Origin of the sequence: Gordonia amarae NBRC 15530, assembly GCF_000241345.1 — a bacterium.
Classification (GTDB): domain Bacteria; phylum Actinomycetota; class Actinomycetes; order Mycobacteriales; family Mycobacteriaceae; genus Gordonia; species Gordonia amarae.
Genome location: NZ_BAED01000080.1, coordinates 32,899 through 50,788, shown reverse-complemented (window position 1 = coordinate 50,788; position 17,890 = coordinate 32,899). Strand labels below are relative to the sequence as shown.

Genomic DNA, 17,890 nt, shown 5'->3' with positions numbered 1-17,890 from the left:
ACAGCACTCCTAGGTTGAGAAACGTCACCGTCGACCCGACGTACGGCTTAATCGAGGAGAATCATGACTGCCACGGAGAACGCTCCGGCGGCCGCGCACAGCGCCGCGGGTGAAAGTGTCATCAAGCTCGAATACCACCAGCGATTGACCAACAGCGATCTCGCACCGCTGCGCAAGCAGAGCTGGACCTGGTACAACATCTTCGCCTTCTGGATGTCCGATATTCACAGCGTTGGTGGATATGTGTTCGCGGGCAGCCTTTTCGCGCTGGGCATCGCCGCCTGGCAGGTGCTGGTGGCGCTGATCATCGGCATCGTCGCGGTCAATATCCTGTGCAACCTGGTCGCGAAACCGTCACAGCTGGCCGGGGTTCCGTATCCGGTGACCACCCGCGTGTCCTTCGGTGTGATGGGTGCCAATATCCCGGCCATTCTGCGCGGCCTGATCGCCGTCGCCTGGTACGGAATCCAGACCTATCTGGCGTCGGTGGCGTTCGGCCTGCTCGCTCTCAAGTTCTGGCCGAGCCTGGCGAAATACGACGTCGTCGACGACTACGGATTCCTGGGCCTGAGCGTCCTCGGCTGGGGCGGATTCATTCTGATGTGGATTCTGCAGGCGATTGTCTTCTGGAACGGCATGGAGACCATCCGCAAATTCATCGATTTCTGCGGACCCGCCGTCTACGTCGTGATGGTCATTCTGGCCGGCTATCTCATCGCCAAGGCGGGCTGGAGCAATGTCTCGCTGGACCTGTCGGTCGGACCCGGAAAAGTCGGCTGGGATTCGGTGACCGCCACCATCGGCGCGATAGCTCTTGTGGTGTCGTACTTCTCGGGACCGATGCTCAACTTCGGCGACTTCTCCCGGTACGGCAAGACATTCGGTGAGGTCAAGAAGGGCAACTTCTGGGGTCTGCCGATCAACTTCCTGTTCTTCTCCCTGCTGGTGGTGTGCACCGTGTCCGCGGCCGTCACTGTGATCGGTAAGGACGAGGACGGTGCGATCATCACCGATCCGGTGCATATCGTCGACCGCATCGACAACACCACCGCGGCGGTCCTGGGCGTGCTGACCTTCGCGATCGCCACCATCGGCATCAACATCGTCGCCAACTTCGTCTCCCCCGCGTTCGACTTCTCGAACGTCGCGCCCACCAAGATCACCTGGCGCACCGGCGGCATGATCGCCGCGGTCGGTTCGGTCCTGATCACCCCGTGGAACCTGTTCAACAACCCGGACGCGATCCACTACACGCTGGACACCCTCGGCGCGGTCATCGGCCCGCTGTTCGGCATCCTGCTGGCCGATTTCTACCTGATCAAGAAGCAGAAGATCGTCGTCGACGACCTGTTCAGCATGGAGCCGGGCTCCACCTACGCCTACCGCAAGGGCTGGAACCCGGTCGCCGTGATCGCCACGGCCGTCGGCCTGATTCCGCCGCTGTGCGTGGTGATCTGGGGAACCGCGTACGCCGCGAGCTTCACCTGGTTCATCGGCGCCGGAGTCGCCGGTGCGGTCTACTGGACGGGGATGAAGTACGCACCCAAGTCGTTCATCTACGACACCGGTGCCGAACCGGTGATCGGGGACGGCGCCGCCGACGGATCAGCCGAACGCACCCTGTTCTGACGCACCGACCCGGGCCCTCTCCTGACCCCCTCGCGTGACACCGGGGTCATGAGGGGGCCTGTGTGGCATCACAACCCAGCCCGCACCGGTCACCGGGAGCCTCCATGCGCATCGTCATCATCAACCCCAACACCACCACCGCGATGACCGCCGTCATCGACGCCGCCGCCCGCGGTGTCGCCCGGCCCGACGCCGAGATCGTCTCGGTCACCTCCACGATGGGGCCGGCGTCGATCGAAAGCCACTACGACGAGGCGATGGCCGTGCCCGGCATCGTGGACGCGATCGAGGACAACCCCGGCGCCGACGGCTACCTGCTGGCCTGTTTCGGCGATCCCGGACTCGACGCCGCACGGGAGGTGGCCGGTGCACCCGTTCTCGGGATCGCCGAGGCGGCAATGCATCTCGCGGCGCCGCTGGGGCGGGGATTCTCGGTGGTCACCACCGCGAGCCGCACCATCGGCCGGGCCGCGGACCTGGTGGAGCACTACGGATTCACCCGCAGTTGCCGCGGCATCCACGCCTGCGAGATCCCGGTGCTCGAACTCGAGAGCAACCCGGAGGCGGTGGGCATCATCACCAAGATGTGCGCCGAGGCGCTGGCCGCCGACGGCTCGGACGCGGTGGTCCTCGGCTGCGCCGGGATGGCCGGCTTCGTGGGCGACATCGGCGCCGCCGTGGGCGCGCCGGTCATCGACGGGGTGGCCGCCGGGGTGGGGATGCTGACCGCGATGGCGGCGATGGGCCTGCGCACCGGCACCCGCACCGGGGAGTTCGCCCCACCGCCGCCCAAGCCGTACACGGGCCTGCTGACGCCGTTCGCCCGGCCCCAGGACTGATCCACCCCCTTACCGACCAGTAAGATTGCGCGCATGTCGATCTCCACCGCGGCCGGAAGCGCCACCTACCGCCTGCGTCGCAAGCTGCCCGACAACACCTTCGGCAACGCGTTGTTCTCCCTGGGCATGGTGGCCCGGGTGCCGTATTTCGGCACGATCCTGCCCTACGTCTCGGTGATGGAACCGGGCCGCTGCGTGGTGTCGGCGCCCAAGTGGTTCGGCATCCACAACCACATCGGCACCTTCCACGCCATCGCCGCCTGCAACCTCGCCGAGGTCGCCATGGGCATGCTGATGGAGGCCACCACCCCGGCCACGCACCGCTGGATCCCCAAGGGCATGTCGGCGCAGTACCTCACCAAGGCGAACACCGGACTGACCGCCACCGCCACCCTCGCCGAGCCGGTCGACTTCGCCGCTCTCACCGAGGGCACCGACGTGGTGGTGTCCATCGAGATCCGCGACACCACCGGCACCGAGGTCGTCCACTGCGACATCACCACCTGGGTGACCCCCGCCTAAGCCGGCACAAACCCCACTGATACGCCCCGGCATCGCAATTATTGTGATGCCGGGGCGTATTCGTGGGGTTCACGACAGCAGGGCGGCCACCATGACGGTGGTGGCGTGTGGGCCGCTTCGGCCGCCGGGGGGCAGGACCGAGCCGTCGATGATGCGCAGGCCGCGGACGCCGTCGAGGTTGCCCGAGGCATCCGTCCGGTCGCCCATCGGCAGTGAGCCGCAGGCGTGCTGGGAGGTCCTGACCACCGGGTCGAGACGTACCGATCCGGGTTCGACGATGCCGCGGAAGGTCTCCGACGCCAACATGTCCCGGACCTGCTCCAATTCGGGACGCAATCGGTCCGGAAGCTGCGTGGCCGTACCGAGGTCGACGGCCAGCCGTCTTCCGTCCCAGGTCAGTTCGCCCGGAGTGCCAGGCACCATCGCAGCCACCCCGACAGCGGGCCCTGTGGGCGGAACCCCATCGATGTAGTCGGCGAAATCTCCGCCATAGCAACGTATCTCGACACCATAGCCGGTGTGTACCACGGACGGCAGCAGTGGTGCGGGCCGCGTGGGCCCCGAAAGTCGGTAGTGCACCAGCATTTCCCGGTGCTCGACGACGCGCAACGGCCCGGTCACCAGCCCGGAGGCGAACAACAGCGCGGCCGTGCCGAGCGTGCCCGCGCACAGGACCACCTCACCGGCACCGATCACCTCCGCGCCACAGTGCACGCCGGTGACCCGGGTGCCGGCCATGTCCAGGGCACTCACCCGGGCCGCGGTCCGCACGGTCAGGTTCGGGCGACCGAGAGCGGGCCGCAGGAAGGCCTCGGCCGTCGTCACCCGGCGCCCACCGGCCGCGTCCCGGATGCTGTTGGAGTGCACGCGGTTGACCCCGGTGACCGGCCACCGGTCATCGAGGCGCCGCGTCGGCAGGTGCGTACCCCACCATGCCTCGAAGGCGTGTGCGGCATCGGGCAGTTCGTCGTCACCGAACGGACTCACCGACATCGCGGCCTCCACCTCCGTGTAGGCGGCCTCGATGTCGCCGATGGAATGTTCCCAGTCCCCGAAATCCTCGCGGTGCCACCGCAGAAAGTAGGCCCCGTTCACCGCGGCCGACCCACCGATCCCGTGGCCCCGCACCACCGACAACTCCGCCGGCGACACCGGATAGGAGACGGTACGGCCCATCCGCTCGGCGTCGGCACCGACCGGCAGGTGGAACAGGTCGATGACCTCCGCACCGGGCAGCCCCGGCCCGGCCTCCAGCAGCAGCACCGAGCGGCCGGGGTCACGGGAGAGTCGTTCGGCCAGCACGCATCCCGCGCTACCCGCACCCACGATCACCACATCGTGGGCCACCGCGCACTCACCTGCTCAGGACCGGTCGCAGCGCACCCGGATCGCGGTGGGTGATCACCCCCTGCCACAGGCCGAGGCCGTAGGCGAGGTCGTCGAGGCGGCGCATGAACACGTAGGTGACCGGTCCGAGCGCGGGCCGCGCCGTGGGTTCGCTCAGCACCCGCCGGGTCCAGTCGACGAGTCCCTCGGCGATCGCCACCTCCACCACGAAAGTCCGGTACCGGCGCGAGAAGAGGGCCGGCACCAGGGCTATCGGCCAGTAGTGCCGGCAGATCGCCGCCCCCGCCTGTAGCAGGCCGAAGCCGGCCGCCCGCCCGGTCATCTGCGCGGCCACCAGCGGGGCCTGCGGCAGGCCGTCGAGCCTGCGCCGCAGGCGCACCGCCATCTGACCTAGCAACAGCATCGCGATGGCCGTGCCGGTGGCGGTGCGGGTGAGCAGCGCGACGACGGCCGCGGCCATCGTGGCCGACATGACCATCGGCGCGGCCAGCGTCTCGTGCCGGTCGGCGAGGTAGGCGGCGCCGGTGCCGTAGAAACGGCGCCGGCCCAGCACCTCACGCATTCCGGTGCGATGATCGTGCGCCACGTGGGCGACCGGGTCGTAGCGCAACCGCCAGCCGCCGTCGTGCAACCGCCAGCACAGGTCCACATCCTCGGCCACCCGGAGCGACTCGTCGAACCCAGGAAAAGCGCTGCGGCGCACCACCATCGCGGCGCTCGGCACATACGGCATCGGCGTGGACGGCACCACCGGCGCCTCCGCCGGGCCCATGTCGAGCGAGGAATAGCCGTTCTCGTAGCGGGCAGCGAGCGCGAACAGGCCGGGACGCGTGTTCAATCCGACGATCCGGGGCGCGGCGACGGCCACCGCGGGGTCGGAGAAATGCGGCAGCAGCATCGTCAGCCAGTCCGGCGCGGGCACACAGTCCGAATCGACGAACGCCACGAAATCCGTCACAGCCGCCGCGGCACCGGCGTTACGGGCGGCGGCCGGACCCAGGTTACGCGGCAGCCGCAGCACACTGACCCCGACGCCGTGCACGGTGATCGGGGTGTCCGAACCGTCGTCGACGACGATCATCCGGGCCTCGCCCCGGGTTGCGATCAGCCGGTTGATGCCGGCCTGGTTGTCGCGCACCGGGACCACGATGGTCACCTGGTCGGTCGACGGACCGAACATCGGTCGCGGATGCGCGATACCGGCGTCCAGAAGGCGGCGGCACAGCGTTCGGGTAGCCTTGTCGCACACCGCGATACGGCCGTCGGCCGACATCATGCCGAGTGCCGCGTCCGACAGGCGCAGCATCCGTGTCGGCGATCCGCCGACCAGATACCGCAGGTCGCCGCGGTGCGCGCAGCGCAGATCCACCTGCACCTGGAATCCGTCCGGCAGGTCGGTGGGCACGGCCTCGACCCCACCGGCCGCACTTCCGTCACGGCTGTCGACGACGCTCACGCGGCGGCACCGCCCCGCAGCAGCCCGCGCTCGTCGACATCCCAGCGCGTGATCGCGGACACCAGCGACGAGGTGAACGCGCCGACGAGATCGCCGCCGCGCGCCGCCGTGGCCGTGGTGGGATCACCGAGCACCCCGTTGGCGCTCACCGCCGCCACCCCGCCGGCCCGCATCGGCACCAGCAGTTCGGCGATCGGCGCGCAGTTGCCGGCCACCGCGTCGGCCAGGCGCACATCGTCGGGTGAAAGGTGCAGCAGCACCGAGGTTTCGGTGTCACCGGCGTGGGCATCGCCGCCTGGGTGCCCGCACGCGAACCAGGCCACGTCGCGGCCCTCGTAGCGCAGCAACCGCGCCGCCTCCACCAGGGTGCGGCCGTTGCCGCCATGACCGTTGACGAACACGATCCGCCGCGCCCACCGGCACGCGCTGCGCCCGTACTCGACAAGCACCAGCCGCAGCGCCTCATGCCCGAGCGACACGGTCCCGGGAAAGCCCTCGTGCTCGCCGCTGGCACCGTAGGGCAGGCCGGGGGCGACGATGAACGTCTGCTCAGCCGAATCATCCGCCAGCAGGGGCTGGGCGCGGCGGGCGACGGCGTCGGCGATGCGGATGTCGGTGTCGAGCGGAAGATGAGGCCCGTGCTGTTCGACGGCGCCCAGCGGAACGAGCAGGGTCACCACGGAACCGTCGAGCTCAGGCCAGGAGAGAGCACCAAGCCCCGTGCCGCGCATCATTCGGTCAACTCTAGCGATATGCGCGCCATCGGGGTAAGGGTCACCGCCCACCGAAACATATATGATTACTGACCCCCTGCCCGAACGCTCGCTCGGGTGTGCCAAGCTGTGGTGACCGACGACACAAATCAACGATCTCGCGCGGCCGGCACGGCATCGGCGGCAGGCGGGGTCCCACACACCCGAGGAGATCGGAATCCCATGGCACCCACACCCAACGCCACCAGTGGAAAAAGCGGACCCCTGCACGCCATCCGGGTCATCGAGTTCGCCGGTATCGGCCCCGGGCCGCATGCCGCGATGCTGCTGTCGGACCTGGGCGCCGACGTCGTGCGGGTGCAGCGGCCCGGCGCTCTCCCCAAGCCGGGCAGGCCGGCCGACGCCCTGCTGCGCGGGCGCAAGGTGGTGGAGGCCGACCTCAAGAATCCCGCCGACCGGGAGACCGTGCTCGGCCTCATCGCCAAGGCTGACGTGCTGATCGAGGGTTTCCGTCCCGGCGTGATGGAGCGCCTCGGCTTCGGCCCCGACGATCTCGCCGAGGTCAACCCCGGCCTGGTGTACGGCCGGATGACCGGCTGGGGCCAGGACGGCCCGCGCGCGGACCGGGCCGGCCACGACATCAACTACATCTCGCTCACCGGCCTGCTGCACGCCGTCGGGCGCGCCGGCGAGCGCCCGGTGCCGCCGCTCAACCTGTTCGGCGACTTCGGCGGCGGGTCGATGTTCCTGGTCGTCGGCGTGCTCTCGGCGCTGCTCGAACGCCAGGTGTCCGGGCGCGGGCAGGTGATCGACGCCGCCATGGTCGACGGCGCTTCGCTTCTGGGACAGATGATGTGGGCGTTCCGTGGTACCGGCATGTGGTCGGATGTGCGGGGCGTGAACTTCCTCGACTCCGGCGCGCCGTACTACGACGTGTACGAGACCTCCGACGGCAAGTACATGGCCGTCGGCGCCATCGAGCCGCAGTTCTACGCCGAACTCCTCAAGGGCCTCGGCCTCGACGGCGAGGACCTGCCGGGACAGGCCGACCTCACCCGCTGGCCCGAGCTGCGCAAGATCTTCACCGACACGTTCGCCGCCAAGACGCGCGACGAGTGGACCGCCGTGTTCGACGGCACCGATGCGTGCGTCTCGCCCGTCCTGACCTTCGGCGAGGCACCCGACGAGCCACACATGGCCGCGCGCGCCAACCTCGTCGAGATCGATGGCATCCGGCAGGCGCAGGTGGCCCCGCGGTTCTCGCGCACCTCGCCCGAGACACCGGCCGGACCGGCAACGGAGGCAACCGATCCCGCCACCCTCTGGGCATAACGGCATCTTCCGCCGGTTGAGGCTCCCCTTCACCGGTTGAGGTGTGAGGAGCGTAAGCGACGAGCCTCGAAACCTCTTCCGCCGGTTGAGGTGTGAGGTCGCCCGGCGACCGAGCCTCGAAACCCCGGTGAGACAACATTGTCATCTCACCGGGTTTCGAGGCTCGTCGCCAGCGCTCCTCACACCTCAACCAGCGGAGCAGGGGCACCGGGTCAGACTTTGGAGTGACCCATGTCGATCGGAAGCTGCACCCCGGTAAGGGATTTGGCGGCATCCGAGCACAGGTACAGGATGGCGTCGGAGACCTCGTCGGGCTCGGCCACCGGGTTGTAGTCCATCATCGACGGGAAGAAGCGGGTGAAGCGCTCGGTGGAGAACACCTCCAGCGCGGAGCTGTCCGCGACGCCCATCGGCGTGTTGACGGCGTACGGGTGGATCGAATTGACGCGGATCCGGTAGGGCGCAACCTCTTTCGCGACGACCTGGGCCAGGCCGGTCAGCCCGTACTTGGATGCGCTGTAGGAGGCCTGCACCGGCATGGCCTTGAGGCCGGCCACCGACGACACGATGACGACGGACCCGCCGTTCTTCGCCTCGATCATCGACGGCAGCGTGGCGCGCAGCGTCTTCCAGGCGCCGACGAGGTTGACGTCGATGACGTCGGTGAACTGTTCCTCCGACATCTCCCAGCTCAGGCCCCAGGTGAGCACGCCGGCGTTGACCACGACAACGTCGAGGCCGCCGAACTGCTCGACACCGTCGGCCACCAGTTGCTGCTGGAAGGCCAGGTCACGGACGTCGCCCTGCCGCGCCAGGATCTTGCCGCCGGCCTCCTCGACGAGCCGGGCCGTCTCGGCGAGGTCATCGGGTGTGGCGGGCGGATAGGTGGTGTGATCGGCGACCGGTCCCGCGATGTCGAGGCCGATGATCGACGCCCCCTCGCGTGCGAAGCGGAGTGCGTGATTGCGGCCCTGACCACGGGCGATGCCGGTGATGTAGACGACCTTGCCGTCGAACTGTCCCATGCCAAAACTGTAACACGTTCTAGTTCTGGGTCGAGTGCCGAAACCCCACGAATACGCCCCGGCATCGCAACTATTGTGATGCCGGGGCGTATCGGTGGGGTTCGGGACGGCGGTCAGCCGCCGTAGGAGCGTTCGAAGCCCTCCGGGATGATCAGGTCGTCGCGGCTGAGGTCGTGGACCGACTTGTGGCCGGTGCCCATGACCACTCCGTCGAGGCCCATCCGGAGCAGGTCGAGGACGTTCTCGACGCCCGCCTGGCCGTTGGCGGCCAGGCCCCACAGGTAGGCGCGGCCGATCATGACGGCCTTGGCACCGAAGGCGATGGCCTTGGCGACGTCGCTGCCGCGGCGGATACCACCGTCGAGGAGCACATCGAGATCCTTGCCGACGGCGTCGGCGATGGGGCCGAGCAGACGGATGGTGGCGGGGGTGCCGTCGAGGTTGTTGCCGCCGTGGTTGGAGACGGAGATCGCGGTGGCGCCGATGTCGACGGCGCGCTTGGCGTCGTCGAGGCGGGTGACGCCCTTGACCATGAACTCTCCGCCCCACTTCTCACGCAGCCACTGCAGATCTTCCCAGGTGGGTGACGGGGTGTTCATCCACTCGCCGTAGGCACCGAAGAACGTGGGGCCGGGCAGTCCCTTGCCGTGGGAGACGTTGGGGGCGGTCAGATCCGGGATCGTCAGGTTGCCCTTGTTGAACCAGTCCCAGGCGTAGCGCGGTTTGACCGCGACCTCCGGAGCCAGCCGGATCAACGCCTTCAGGTTCATCTTCTCCGGGATCTCCGGACTGCCCCAGTCGCGGCCGATGTTGAACACCCAGTCGGTGGTGACGATCAGGCCCTTGGCGCCGGCCTCACGGGCGCGTTCGGCGCGGGCGAGGATCTCCTCCTTGGTGCCAAGCCAGTAGATCTGGAAGAAGATCTTGTCGTTGACGGCGGTGACCTCTTCGATGGGGTGGCTGGCGAAGCTCGACAGACCCATCGCGGTGCCGCGGGCGGCTGCGGCGCGGGCCACCGCGACCTCGCCGTCCTTGTCGACGGCCTGCACGCCGGTCGGCGAGATCATCACCGGGAACGGCAGATCCACACCCATCACCCGGGTGGACAGGTCACGATCGTCCTGGGCGCCGATGACATGCGGGGCGAACCCGATCTCGGAGAACGCGTCCACGTTGTCGTTGACGGTGATGCCACCCTGGGTACCGGCCACCAGGGACGAGTACACCGACTTGGGCAGGCGCTGCTTGGCCCGGCGCTGGGCCTCGGCAACGGTCTCGAACCAGGGGTTGCGGGCCCACGGGTTGGTCAGCTTGAAGTTCGCCATTGATCTTTCGCCTTTGGGATTGATGGTGGTTGCGGACATGGTCGGCGCACCGGGTTTCGAGGCTCATCGCCTGGCGGCTCTTCGCACCTCAACCGGCGAAGGCGTGGCCCGTCGCTGGTTGAGGTGCGAGCTTGCGAGCCTCGAAACCCGGTGCGCCGACGGTGTCGCCGATACGCGGGTCAGCCGACGGGGCTGAAGCCGGCGAGGGGGTTCTCGTCGCAGCTCTTGGACGGGCGGCCGAGGGGGGTGAAGCTGCCGTCGGAGCCACGGGTCATCAGCGTGAGCGGGGTGCCGCGCGAATGATCCTTGTTGGCCGTCGGTTTGGTGCGGTCACCGGCCAGCAGCGACTCGCCGTAGCCCTGCACGCATTCGGGGTCGGGGCCGTCGAGGGGCAGGCCGGTGAAGAACTTGGCGGCCATGCAGCCGCCGCGGCAGGCGTCGAAGTGGTTGCACTTGGTGCACGCCCCGGCCGACTGCGGCTCGCGCAACTCGGTGAACAGATCCGAGCGCTGCCAGATCTCCTGGAAACCGCCGTCGGACAGGATGTTTCCGGCGAGGAAGTTCTCGTGGATGGCGAACGGGCAGGCGTACACGTCGCCCACCGGGTCGATGAGGCACACCACGCGGCCGGCGCCGCACAGGTTGAGGCCGGGCAGGCCTCCCCCGCCCTGATCGAACGCCGACAGGTGGAAGAACGAGTCGCCGGTGAGCACCCGATCCCCGTGTGCGACAAGCCAGTTGTACAGTTCGAGCTGCTGCTCGGGCAGCGGGTGCAGGTCGTCCCACACGTCGGCGCCGCGGCCGGACGGGCGCATGCGGGTGATGCGCAGGGTGGCATTGTAGCGGTCTGCGAGCGCCTTGAACTCGTCGAGCTGCGAGACGTTCTCGCGGGTCATCACCACGGAGATCTTGGCGTCCTTGAAACCCGCCTCGTGCAGGTTCTCCAGCGCCCGCACGGCCATGTCGAACGAGCCCTTGCCGCGCACGGCGTCGTTGACCTCGGCGGTGGCGCCGTCGAGCGAGATCTGCACGTCGACGTAGTCGGAGGCGGCCAGGCGCGCGGCGACCTTCTTGTCGATGCGCAGGCCGTTGGTGGAGAACTTGACGCCCACCTTGTGACTGGTGGCGTAGTCGACGAGTTCCCAGAAGTCCGAACGGACGGTGGGCTCGCCGCCGCCGATGTTCACGTAGAACACCTGCATGCGTTCGAGCTCGTCGATGATGGCCTTGCACTGCTCGGTCGAGAGCTCACGCGGGTCGCGCTTGCCCGACGACGACAGGCAGTGCACGCACGCGAGGTTGCAGGCGTAGGTGAGTTCCCAGGTCAGGCAGATGGGGGCGTCGAGGCCCTTCTCGAACTGGTCGACGAGGCGGCCGACCTTGGGCGGGGCCTGCAGGTCGAGCGGGGGCGTCGCCCGTACCTGTGCTGCCGGATCCGCTGCGCTGGGCGGCATCTCAAGTGTGGTCATCGGAAGTCTCCGGGTCTGGGTGGGGTGGGTACGGGCGTGCCGGCGTCAGCGCCGGGTGATCATCCCCGAGTCGGCGAGCGCGCCGAGCGCCTGCAGGTACAGGGGCCGTTCGGCGTCGGTGATGCCGGCCTCGGCCAGGGCGGCCTCGGCGGTGGGCGTCTCGGCGAGGGACTGCACGATGCCGACGACGGTCAGGTTCTTGAGGAACGAGAGTTTGCGGGTGCCGAAGTGGTAGAGCAGCGCCCCGAACGGTTCGGGCCGCAGCGCGACCTTCGGGTTGAGCTCCCAGGCGGCATCCAGATCGAAACCGGTGGGTGTGTCTGCTGCCGGGTTCCCGGCGGCCGCGTCAGCGCGGCCGCCGGAGTCCGGCATGGTTGCCGGGGCCGACATCAGTAGACCCCGCACATCCCATCGATCGACACCTCTTCGACGAGCGATTCGCCCACGAGTTCGGTTGCAGCGGTCACATCGGCCGTCTGATCTGCCATGATCCATCCTCCTGTATCAGTAGTGATGCGGATCACGACATACTATAATGGCACCCGGTGCATCAATCCAGTTACCGGTCCGAAACTAGCCGAACAGACAGTCCGGTTCCAGTGTTTACCCGCCGGACGGCCCCCGGAATACGATGGATGCCTCAGCGTCGCCACCCACCCGCGGCGACGCGCACTCAACGGGGAGGTGGTCATGGCCGTCCGGGAATCGACGCACAAGCCCGATCTCCTCGACACCGCACCCCAGCCGGGGCGCCGGCCGGCCACCTCGCACGCCCAGCTCAGCACCATCGCCATCGATCTGTTCACGGCCAAGGGTTTCGACGAGACCAGCGTCGACGACATCGCCGAGGCCGCGGGCATCGCCCGGCGCACCCTGTTCCGCTACTTCCCCAGCAAGAACGCGATCGCGTGGGGTGATTTCGACGCCCATCTCGACGCGATGCGCACCCGGCTCGCACTGATCCCCGACGACCTGCCCATCGCCGAGGCGCTGCGGCAGGCGCTGGTGACCTTCAACGAGGTGCCCGACGCCGAGCTCGACAACCATCGCCGGCGCCTGCGGCTGCTGCTCGAAGTTCCCGCACTGCAGGCGTATTCGATGCTCATGTACGCCGACTGGCGGCAGGTGATCGCCGGGTTCTGCGCGGCCCGGCTCGGAATCGACGCCGACGGGCATCTGCCGCAGACCATCGGCTGGCTGTGCCTCGGGACGGCCCTGGCCGCCTACGAGCAGTGGCTCGCCGCCCCGGACACCGACCTGATCGAGCTGATCGAGGCGGGCAGCGATCTGCTCGCCGGCGGTATCGCGGCACTGCGCTGAATGGTCGGGTTTCGGCCGGCCCCGAAGTCCCGACCGAACCCCTCCTGAACTACCGGTAGATTCCGTCGCGCCCGGCCTCGTCGGCGAGTTCGGCGATGGTGTGCTCGGCGATCGACAGCGCCGCGTCGACAGCGGCCACCGACCGGGCCGCGACGCGCACCTGATCGCCGCGTCCGGCCCACTCCGCGTCGGCGGCTGCCGTTGACAGGAACAGCACGGGCAGGTCCGGATGGGTCATGGTCCGCGCGTCCGCGATGAGGATGTAGTCGGGCACCCCGTCGATGACCTCGAGGAACCGGTCGGTGGTCCAGCCCGAGTAGTCGCGGTTGTCGATGAGGGTGAGGTCGGGTTCGTCGCCGTCGGAGTTCCGGCTGCCGACGACGGCCACCACCGCCTCCCACGACGTCTTGTCGGAGAAGTCGGTGCGGACGAACAGCGGTGCGTATGTGCCGAGGTAGCGCTCGATGGTGTTGCCCGCACCCTGGGTGTCGCGGAACACGTCCTCCTGCCGCACCTCACGTTCGGAGTCACGCACCGCCTGCGCGATATCGATGTAGTCGCCGTGGAAGCCGAAGACGGCCGGCGAGAAGTGGTCGGTGACCACGAGATCGGACAGTTCGATCGCCCCGAACCCGCCGGCGTTGCGGCCGATGACCACGCCGCACTCGTCGTCGAACGTCCAGGTGATCGGGTGCCCGTTGGCCGTACGCACACACGGCACCGTCCACCCGGCCCGGCCGCGCACCCGCGTGGCCACGACCTCGCCGGCGGCCCGGTAGCGGGGTTCGGGCGCGTCGGGGGTACTGAAGGTGGCCGAGCGGCCGTCGATGAGCTGCAGTTCCGCGGTGCGCGGGGCCTGTTCGGGCCAGTCGCGGTGCAGCACCAGCAGTTGTTCGGGACCACCCGCGTGCGAGGCGCCGGCGGTGCGCTGGGCGAAGCGATCGGTGCGCACCATCACCTCGCCGGACCTGTCGAAGTACCAGCGCGTGCCGGCGATCCGCTCGGGGTTTCCGTCGGCGTCCTCGATCCGCCACAGGTCGGGCGGAGCGTGCCAGACGTGGTGTTCCCGCCAGCCGCCGACGCCGGAGGTGTGGACGGTCGCGCTGATGGCTTTGGTTGCGGTAGCACGGTTTCGGCGAAGGAGTTCGTCCCACGTCGGAGTGACCATTCGCAGACGATAACAGCGGGGTTCTCACCCCCGCCCGGCGAGGGGACTGGCGACCAAAACTAGAACATGTTCTACTTTGGGGTGAACACCCCACCGAGGCGGAGAACCGATGACCGACCTGACCCCCCACAGCTCCCGCAGCGTGATCCTGACTGTAGCGGACGTGGTCGACGAGACCGCCGACGCACGGTCGATCGTCTTCGACGTACCCACCGCGATGACCGACAAGTTCACCGCGTACAAGCCGGGCCAGTTCCTCACCCTGCGCATCCCGAGCGACCAGACCGGATCGGTGGCCCGCTGTTACTCGCTGGCGTCCTCGCCGGTCTCGGGTGAACTGCCCAAGGTCACCGTCAAACGCACCAACGGCGGGTACGGCTCCAACTGGGTGTGCGACAACCTCGCGGCCGGCTCGCAGATCGAGGCGCTGCCGCCGAGCGGCGTGTTCACCCCCGCCGACCTCGACGCGCCGCTGCTGCTGATCGCCGCCGGCAGCGGCGCCACGCCGGTGATGTCGATCCTCAAGACGGCGCTGGCCTCGGGCAGCGGGCCGATCGTGTTCTTCTACGCCAACCGTGGCGAGAACGACGTCATCTTCGCCGCCGAACTGCGCGAGCTGACCCATGAACACGACGACCGGCTTACCGTCATCCACTGGCTCGAAAGCCTGTCCGGACTGCCGTCGGAGACGACGCTGGCGCGGGTGTTCTCCCCCTTCGCCGGCCACCACGCCTACCTATGCGGTCCCGGCCCGTTCATGGACGCCGTCCACAAGGGTTTGGCCGCGGCCGGATTCCCCCACCACGACGTGCATTCGGAGGTGTACAGCTCGCTGTCGGGCGATCCGTTCACCGATGTCGAGCACGAGGCGCTCTCCGCCGAGGAGGAGGCCGACGCCGCGACCGTCGACATCGAACTCGACGGCGAGACCCACACCCTCAAGTGGCCGCGCGGGCGCAACCTCATCGACGTCATGATCGCCGCGGGCCTCGACGCGCCCTACTCGTGCCTGGAGGGTGAATGCGGTTCGTGCGCCTGCACTCTCACCGAGGGCACCGTCGACATGGCCAACCCGGGCGCGCTCGACGAGGACGACATCGCCGACGGCTACATCCTGGGCTGCCAGTCGACGCCGACGGCGGACAGGCTGCGTATCGAATTCTGAATCCCCTCGGTGGTTGAGGTGTGAGGTCGCGCAGCGACCGAGCCCCGGAACCCGGTGCGAGAACAATGTTGTCTCACCGGGTTTCGAGGCTCGTCGCTAACGCTCCTCGCACCTCAACCGGCGGAGGGTGAGTACTTCGCCGACTCAGCCGGCGGGGGTGAGTACTTCGCTGATGGGCGTTTCGGTCATCAGCTTGGGCCGGGTCTTCATCACCGCGGCCACCTTGCCCGCACCCACCACGGCGGTCAGGATGCCATCCCGGCTGTAGTAGGCGAGGAACTTCTTACCATCGTCGTCGACGATGTGCACGTCGTCGTCGGCGCGGGGTTCGCCGAGCACCTGGATCTTGACGTCGTACTGGTCGCTCCAGAAGTAGGGCACCGCACCGCGCACCGACTCCCCGCCGGTGATCGCGGCGGCCACGATCGAGGCCTGCTCGACCACATGGTTCCAGTGCTCGACCCGATTCGGGTTGCCTTCGGCATCAAGCCAATTGGCCACGTCACCGACGGCGTACACGTCGGCGGCGCTGGTCTTTCCGCTCGCGTCGCAGGCGATGCCGCCGCCCACCGAACGGTCGGCGAGCTCGATGCCCGAGCCGTCGAGGAAGCCGACCACCGGGACCGACCCGATGCCGACGACGACGATGTCGGCGGGCAGTTCGGTGCCGTCGTCGAGGGTCACCGCCCTCACGTGGTCGGTGCCGACGATCTGCGAGACACCCACCCCGGCACGCACATCCACCTCGTTGCCGACATGCAGCCGGGTGACCAGTGCGCCGATCTGCTCGCCGAGCGCGGCGGCGAGCGGTGTGGGCGCCGGTTCCACCAGCGTCACCGGCACACCGTAGCCGCGGAGGGTGGCGGCCACCTCGCAGCCGATGAAGCCGGCGCCGATCACCACCGCCGAACGCGCACCGTCGATTTCGGTGCGCAGGGCGAGCGCGTCGTCGATGGTGCGCAGGGTGTGCAGGCCGGTCAGGGTCTCGTCGGCGCCCGGGAAGGGTCGCGGGGCGAGCCCGGTGGCCAGCACCAGCGTGTCGTAGGCGACGGTCTCGGTCCGTCCCGGGTCGTCGGTGCGGGCGACCGTCAGCGAATGTGCCTGCGGGTCAACCGAGACCACCGTGCGCCCGGTCCGCAGGTCGATCGACGAATCGGCGTAGAACTCGGCCGGTTTGAGGTCCGGGCGCTCCTGCTTGCCGGCGAGGACGTTCTTCGACAGCGGCGGCCGGTCGTACGGCGGATGCTGCTCCGCCCCGATCAGCGTGACCGGACCCTCGTATCCGGCGGTGCGCACGGCCTCGGCCACCCGGATCCCGCCGAGTCCCGCTCCGACGATCACCACCCCAGCGTTGTTCCCCATGTGTGGTTGTTCTCCTTGTCTGCCCGATCGGGCCGATGTTCGTGTCCGGGTGTTCCGGACCGTCCGGTTGGTGTCCGGACCGGCGGGTGCGTTCTGATCGCTACCCCGCCCCTGTGCCGACCCCTGCCACGCTGTTCACCGGCGTGAGGTCGGCGAGTCGCCAAGTGCCCTCGACATTACGCATAAAGGCCCACTTGGCGGTAGAGCCTCGTTGAGTGACAGAACCCGGGACGGCGACCGTCTGGTCGACGAACACCAGCATCCGCGTCTCCCCCGCGTCGTCGTCCGTCCGCACTCCCACGCCGACGACCTTCGCGCTCATCGTGACGTTCGACTGCCGCGCCCCGGGCAGCACCACGTCCGGCCCGCGGGACCGGTATTCGGCGGCCAGCCTGCCGGTGAGCCGGTCGGCGACGTCAGTCCGGTGCTGCGCCGAGGCCGCCGGGGAGAACGTCATCAGCCGCTCGACCGCGTCCCGGGTGGTGGTCTGCAGGGCGTCGCGGTGCCCCTCGCTCATGCCGGTGGTCGATCGTGCGGCCGCGACGAAGGCGAGGGTGGCGACGGCCAGTGCCGCCACGACGATCACCGCGCACGCGAGCAGCCATCGCCGCCCGCCTGGGGTGAGCGTGCGTGGCGGCGCGACCGGGGTGACCGGCCGGGCGCGATACCCAGCGGGACGTGCTGCGGCCATCACGACCCCGCCTTCACCGGGACGGCACCCGTGATCCGCCAGCCGTCGGCGGTCCGCAACAGCCGCACCGACAACGTGATCCGGTCACCCTGCGCGGTGCTGCCGACGAGTTCGGGGTCCGACGCCTCGGCCACCAGCAGCGCCTGGGCGGTGGAGCCCTCGGCGTCGCCGTCGGTGGGGTCGCTGCGCAGCCCGGCGACGATGACGTTGCCGGTACTGGGCGTGGCGAGCCCGCGGGCCGCGTCGATCAGGCTGTCGCGGGCTGCGGTGAGCTGATCGCGCCGCTGTCCCGCCGAGGTCCCGATGACGCGGTCGGCGAAGCCTTCCGCATCGGCGGGGTCGGCGGTGAGCATCGTCGTCACGCCGGTGGTGGCGGCGGCCAGGGCCTGTGCCCGGCCGGCCTCGTCGTCGTCCCCGTTTCCGGTGAACAGCACGATCGCAAGCCTCGTGATCGACCCGGACACCGGCCGCCTGGAAGCAGCGATGTTGCGCAGGATCGACTCCGCGGACTGACCCGCACCACGCCC

The 17,890-nt window shown here is 68.9% G+C and carries 18 protein-coding genes; 6 read left to right on the top strand and 12 right to left on the bottom strand.

The features are described from left to right. Positions 1–63: 63 nt before the first annotated feature. The 3 genes from GOAMR_RS23240 to GOAMR_RS23230 all read left to right on the top strand — a co-directional run bounded on the left by GOAMR_RS23240 (position 64) and on the right by GOAMR_RS23230 (position 2,990). Positions 64–1,629, top strand: a complete 1,566-nt coding sequence (locus tag GOAMR_RS23240; RefSeq protein WP_005193577.1) for an NCS1 family nucleobase:cation symporter-1 — start codon at positions 64–66, stop codon at positions 1,627–1,629. 104 nt (positions 1,630–1,733) lie between these two features. Further along, complete coding sequence (locus GOAMR_RS23235; RefSeq protein WP_005193576.1) at positions 1,734–2,468, top strand: aspartate/glutamate racemase family protein; 735 nt, start codon at positions 1,734–1,736, stop codon at positions 2,466–2,468. A gap of 33 nt (positions 2,469–2,501) precedes the next feature. Further along, on the top strand, positions 2,502–2,990 hold the full coding sequence (locus GOAMR_RS23230) for a hotdog fold domain-containing protein (RefSeq protein WP_005193575.1): 489 nt from the start codon (positions 2,502–2,504) through the stop codon (positions 2,988–2,990). Positions 2,991–3,059: 69 nt separating this feature from the next. On the opposite strand, the gene mftG is transcribed toward GOAMR_RS23230, so the two are convergent. Genes mftG through mftE form a run of 3 tightly spaced genes read right to left on the bottom strand, consistent with a single transcriptional unit; the run spans position 3,060 to position 6,527 of the window. Further along, positions 3,060–4,337, bottom strand: a complete 1,278-nt coding sequence (gene mftG / locus GOAMR_RS23225) for a mycofactocin system GMC family oxidoreductase MftG (protein WP_005193574.1) — start codon at positions 4,335–4,337, stop codon at positions 3,060–3,062. A gap of 7 nt (positions 4,338–4,344) precedes the next feature. Next, positions 4,345–5,793 (bottom strand): mycofactocin biosynthesis glycosyltransferase MftF, encoded by a 1,449-nt coding sequence (gene mftF / locus GOAMR_RS23220; RefSeq protein WP_005193573.1) that lies wholly within the window; start codon positions 5,791–5,793, stop codon positions 4,345–4,347. Continuing rightward, on the bottom strand, positions 5,790–6,527 hold the full coding sequence (gene mftE / locus GOAMR_RS23215) for a mycofactocin biosynthesis peptidyl-dipeptidase MftE (protein WP_005193572.1): 738 nt from the start codon (positions 6,525–6,527) through the stop codon (positions 5,790–5,792). Before mftE ends, mftF begins: the two co-directional genes overlap by 4 nt. Positions 6,528–6,728: 201 nt before the next feature. Here mftE and GOAMR_RS23210 point away from each other — a divergent pair, with 201 nt between their 5' ends. Continuing rightward, positions 6,729–7,838, top strand: a complete 1,110-nt coding sequence (locus GOAMR_RS23210) for a CaiB/BaiF CoA transferase family protein (RefSeq protein ID WP_005193571.1) — start codon at positions 6,729–6,731, stop codon at positions 7,836–7,838. 212 nt (positions 7,839–8,050) lie between these two features. On the opposite strand, the gene GOAMR_RS23205 is transcribed toward GOAMR_RS23210, so the two are convergent. The 5 genes from GOAMR_RS23205 to mftA all read right to left on the bottom strand — a co-directional run bounded on the left by GOAMR_RS23205 (position 8,051) and on the right by mftA (position 12,145). Next, positions 8,051–8,863 carry a mycofactocin-coupled SDR family oxidoreductase gene (locus GOAMR_RS23205; RefSeq protein ID WP_005193570.1) on the bottom strand — a complete coding sequence of 271 codons (813 nt, stop codon included), beginning with the start codon at positions 8,861–8,863 and terminating at the stop codon, positions 8,051–8,053. A 113-nt stretch (positions 8,864–8,976) separates the two neighbouring features. Continuing rightward, positions 8,977–10,188: a pre-mycofactocin synthase MftD gene (gene mftD / locus GOAMR_RS23200; RefSeq protein WP_005193569.1), complete on the bottom strand. Its 1,212-nt coding sequence runs from the start codon at positions 10,186–10,188 to the stop codon at positions 8,977–8,979. Between the two features lie 179 nt (positions 10,189–10,367). Next, positions 10,368–11,657, bottom strand: a complete 1,290-nt coding sequence (gene mftC, locus GOAMR_RS23195) for a mycofactocin radical SAM maturase (protein ID WP_005193568.1) — start codon at positions 11,655–11,657, stop codon at positions 10,368–10,370. A 45-nt stretch (positions 11,658–11,702) separates the two neighbouring features. Beyond that, a complete protein-coding gene (mftB, locus tag GOAMR_RS23190) occupies positions 11,703–12,047 on the bottom strand; it encodes a mycofactocin biosynthesis chaperone MftB (protein ID WP_040516242.1) in 345 nt (114 codons plus the stop codon). Further along, positions 12,047–12,145, bottom strand: coding sequence for a mycofactocin precursor MftA (gene mftA, locus GOAMR_RS24420; protein WP_083837120.1), 99 nt, complete (start codon positions 12,143–12,145; stop codon positions 12,047–12,049). Before mftA ends, mftB begins: the two co-directional genes overlap by 1 nt. A 202-nt stretch (positions 12,146–12,347) precedes the next feature. Here mftA and mftR point away from each other — a divergent pair, with 202 nt between their 5' ends. Further along, a complete protein-coding gene (gene mftR, locus GOAMR_RS23185) occupies positions 12,348–12,977 on the top strand; it encodes a mycofactocin system transcriptional regulator MftR (protein WP_005193566.1) in 630 nt (209 codons plus the stop codon). A gap of 49 nt (positions 12,978–13,026) precedes the next feature. Here mftR and GOAMR_RS23180 read toward each other — a convergent pair whose 3' ends face one another. Then, a complete protein-coding gene (locus GOAMR_RS23180; protein ID WP_005193565.1) occupies positions 13,027–14,145 on the bottom strand; it encodes a DUF6924 domain-containing protein in 1,119 nt (372 codons plus the stop codon). A 109-nt stretch (positions 14,146–14,254) separates the two neighbouring features. Between GOAMR_RS23180 and GOAMR_RS23175 the strand changes: the two genes are divergently transcribed. Next, on the top strand, positions 14,255–15,310 hold the full coding sequence (locus tag GOAMR_RS23175) for a ferredoxin--NADP reductase (protein WP_005193564.1): 1,056 nt from the start codon (positions 14,255–14,257) through the stop codon (positions 15,308–15,310). A gap of 144 nt (positions 15,311–15,454) precedes the next feature. On the opposite strand, the gene GOAMR_RS23170 is transcribed toward GOAMR_RS23175, so the two are convergent. The 3 genes from GOAMR_RS23170 to GOAMR_RS23160 form a co-directional block, all read right to left on the bottom strand. Further along, positions 15,455–16,672 carry an NAD(P)/FAD-dependent oxidoreductase gene (locus GOAMR_RS23170; RefSeq protein WP_005193563.1) on the bottom strand — a complete coding sequence of 406 codons (1,218 nt, stop codon included), beginning with the start codon at positions 16,670–16,672 and terminating at the stop codon, positions 15,455–15,457. A gap of 100 nt (positions 16,673–16,772) precedes the next feature. After that, on the bottom strand, positions 16,773–17,363 hold the full coding sequence (locus GOAMR_RS23165) for a hypothetical protein (RefSeq protein ID WP_005193562.1): 591 nt from the start codon (positions 17,361–17,363) through the stop codon (positions 16,773–16,775). Beyond that, positions 17,363–17,797 carry a hypothetical protein gene (locus GOAMR_RS23160; RefSeq protein WP_005193561.1) on the bottom strand — a complete coding sequence of 145 codons (435 nt, stop codon included), beginning with the start codon at positions 17,795–17,797 and terminating at the stop codon, positions 17,363–17,365. Before GOAMR_RS23160 ends, GOAMR_RS23165 begins: the two co-directional genes overlap by 1 nt. Between the last annotated feature and the right edge of the window lie 93 nt (positions 17,798–17,890).

Excerpts from the sequence above, each read along its gene's own strand:
- GOAMR_RS23240 (WP_005193577.1), top strand. The coding sequence starts at position 64 with ATGACTGCCACGGAGAACGCTCCGGCGGCCGCGCACAGCGCCGCGGGT.
- mftC (WP_005193568.1), bottom strand. The coding sequence starts at position 11,657 with ATGACCACACTTGAGATGCCGCCCAGCGCAGCGGATCCGGCAGCACAG.
- GOAMR_RS23230 (WP_005193575.1), top strand. The coding sequence starts at position 2,502 with ATGTCGATCTCCACCGCGGCCGGAAGCGCCACCTACCGCCTGCGTCGC.
- GOAMR_RS23165 (WP_005193562.1), bottom strand. The coding sequence starts at position 17,363 with ATGGCCGCAGCACGTCCCGCTGGGTATCGCGCCCGGCCGGTCACCCCG.
- GOAMR_RS23180 (WP_005193565.1), bottom strand. The coding sequence starts at position 14,145 with ATGGTCACTCCGACGTGGGACGAACTCCTTCGCCGAAACCGTGCTACC.
- mftR (WP_005193566.1), top strand. The coding sequence starts at position 12,348 with ATGGCCGTCCGGGAATCGACGCACAAGCCCGATCTCCTCGACACCGCA.
- mftE (WP_005193572.1), bottom strand. The coding sequence starts at position 6,527 with ATGATGCGCGGCACGGGGCTTGGTGCTCTCTCCTGGCCTGAGCTCGAC.
- GOAMR_RS23170 (WP_005193563.1), bottom strand. The coding sequence starts at position 16,672 with ATGGGGAACAACGCTGGGGTGGTGATCGTCGGAGCGGGACTCGGCGGG.
- GOAMR_RS23175 (WP_005193564.1), top strand. The coding sequence starts at position 14,255 with ATGACCGACCTGACCCCCCACAGCTCCCGCAGCGTGATCCTGACTGTA.
- mftD (WP_005193569.1), bottom strand. The coding sequence starts at position 10,188 with ATGGCGAACTTCAAGCTGACCAACCCGTGGGCCCGCAACCCCTGGTTC.
- GOAMR_RS23205 (WP_005193570.1), bottom strand. The coding sequence starts at position 8,863 with ATGGGACAGTTCGACGGCAAGGTCGTCTACATCACCGGCATCGCCCGT.
- GOAMR_RS23235 (WP_005193576.1), top strand. The coding sequence starts at position 1,734 with ATGCGCATCGTCATCATCAACCCCAACACCACCACCGCGATGACCGCC.
- mftB (WP_040516242.1), bottom strand. The coding sequence starts at position 12,047 with ATGTCGGCCCCGGCAACCATGCCGGACTCCGGCGGCCGCGCTGACGCG.
- mftA (WP_083837120.1), bottom strand. The coding sequence starts at position 12,145 with ATGGCAGATCAGACGGCCGATGTGACCGCTGCAACCGAACTCGTGGGC.
- GOAMR_RS23210 (WP_005193571.1), top strand. The coding sequence starts at position 6,729 with ATGGCACCCACACCCAACGCCACCAGTGGAAAAAGCGGACCCCTGCAC.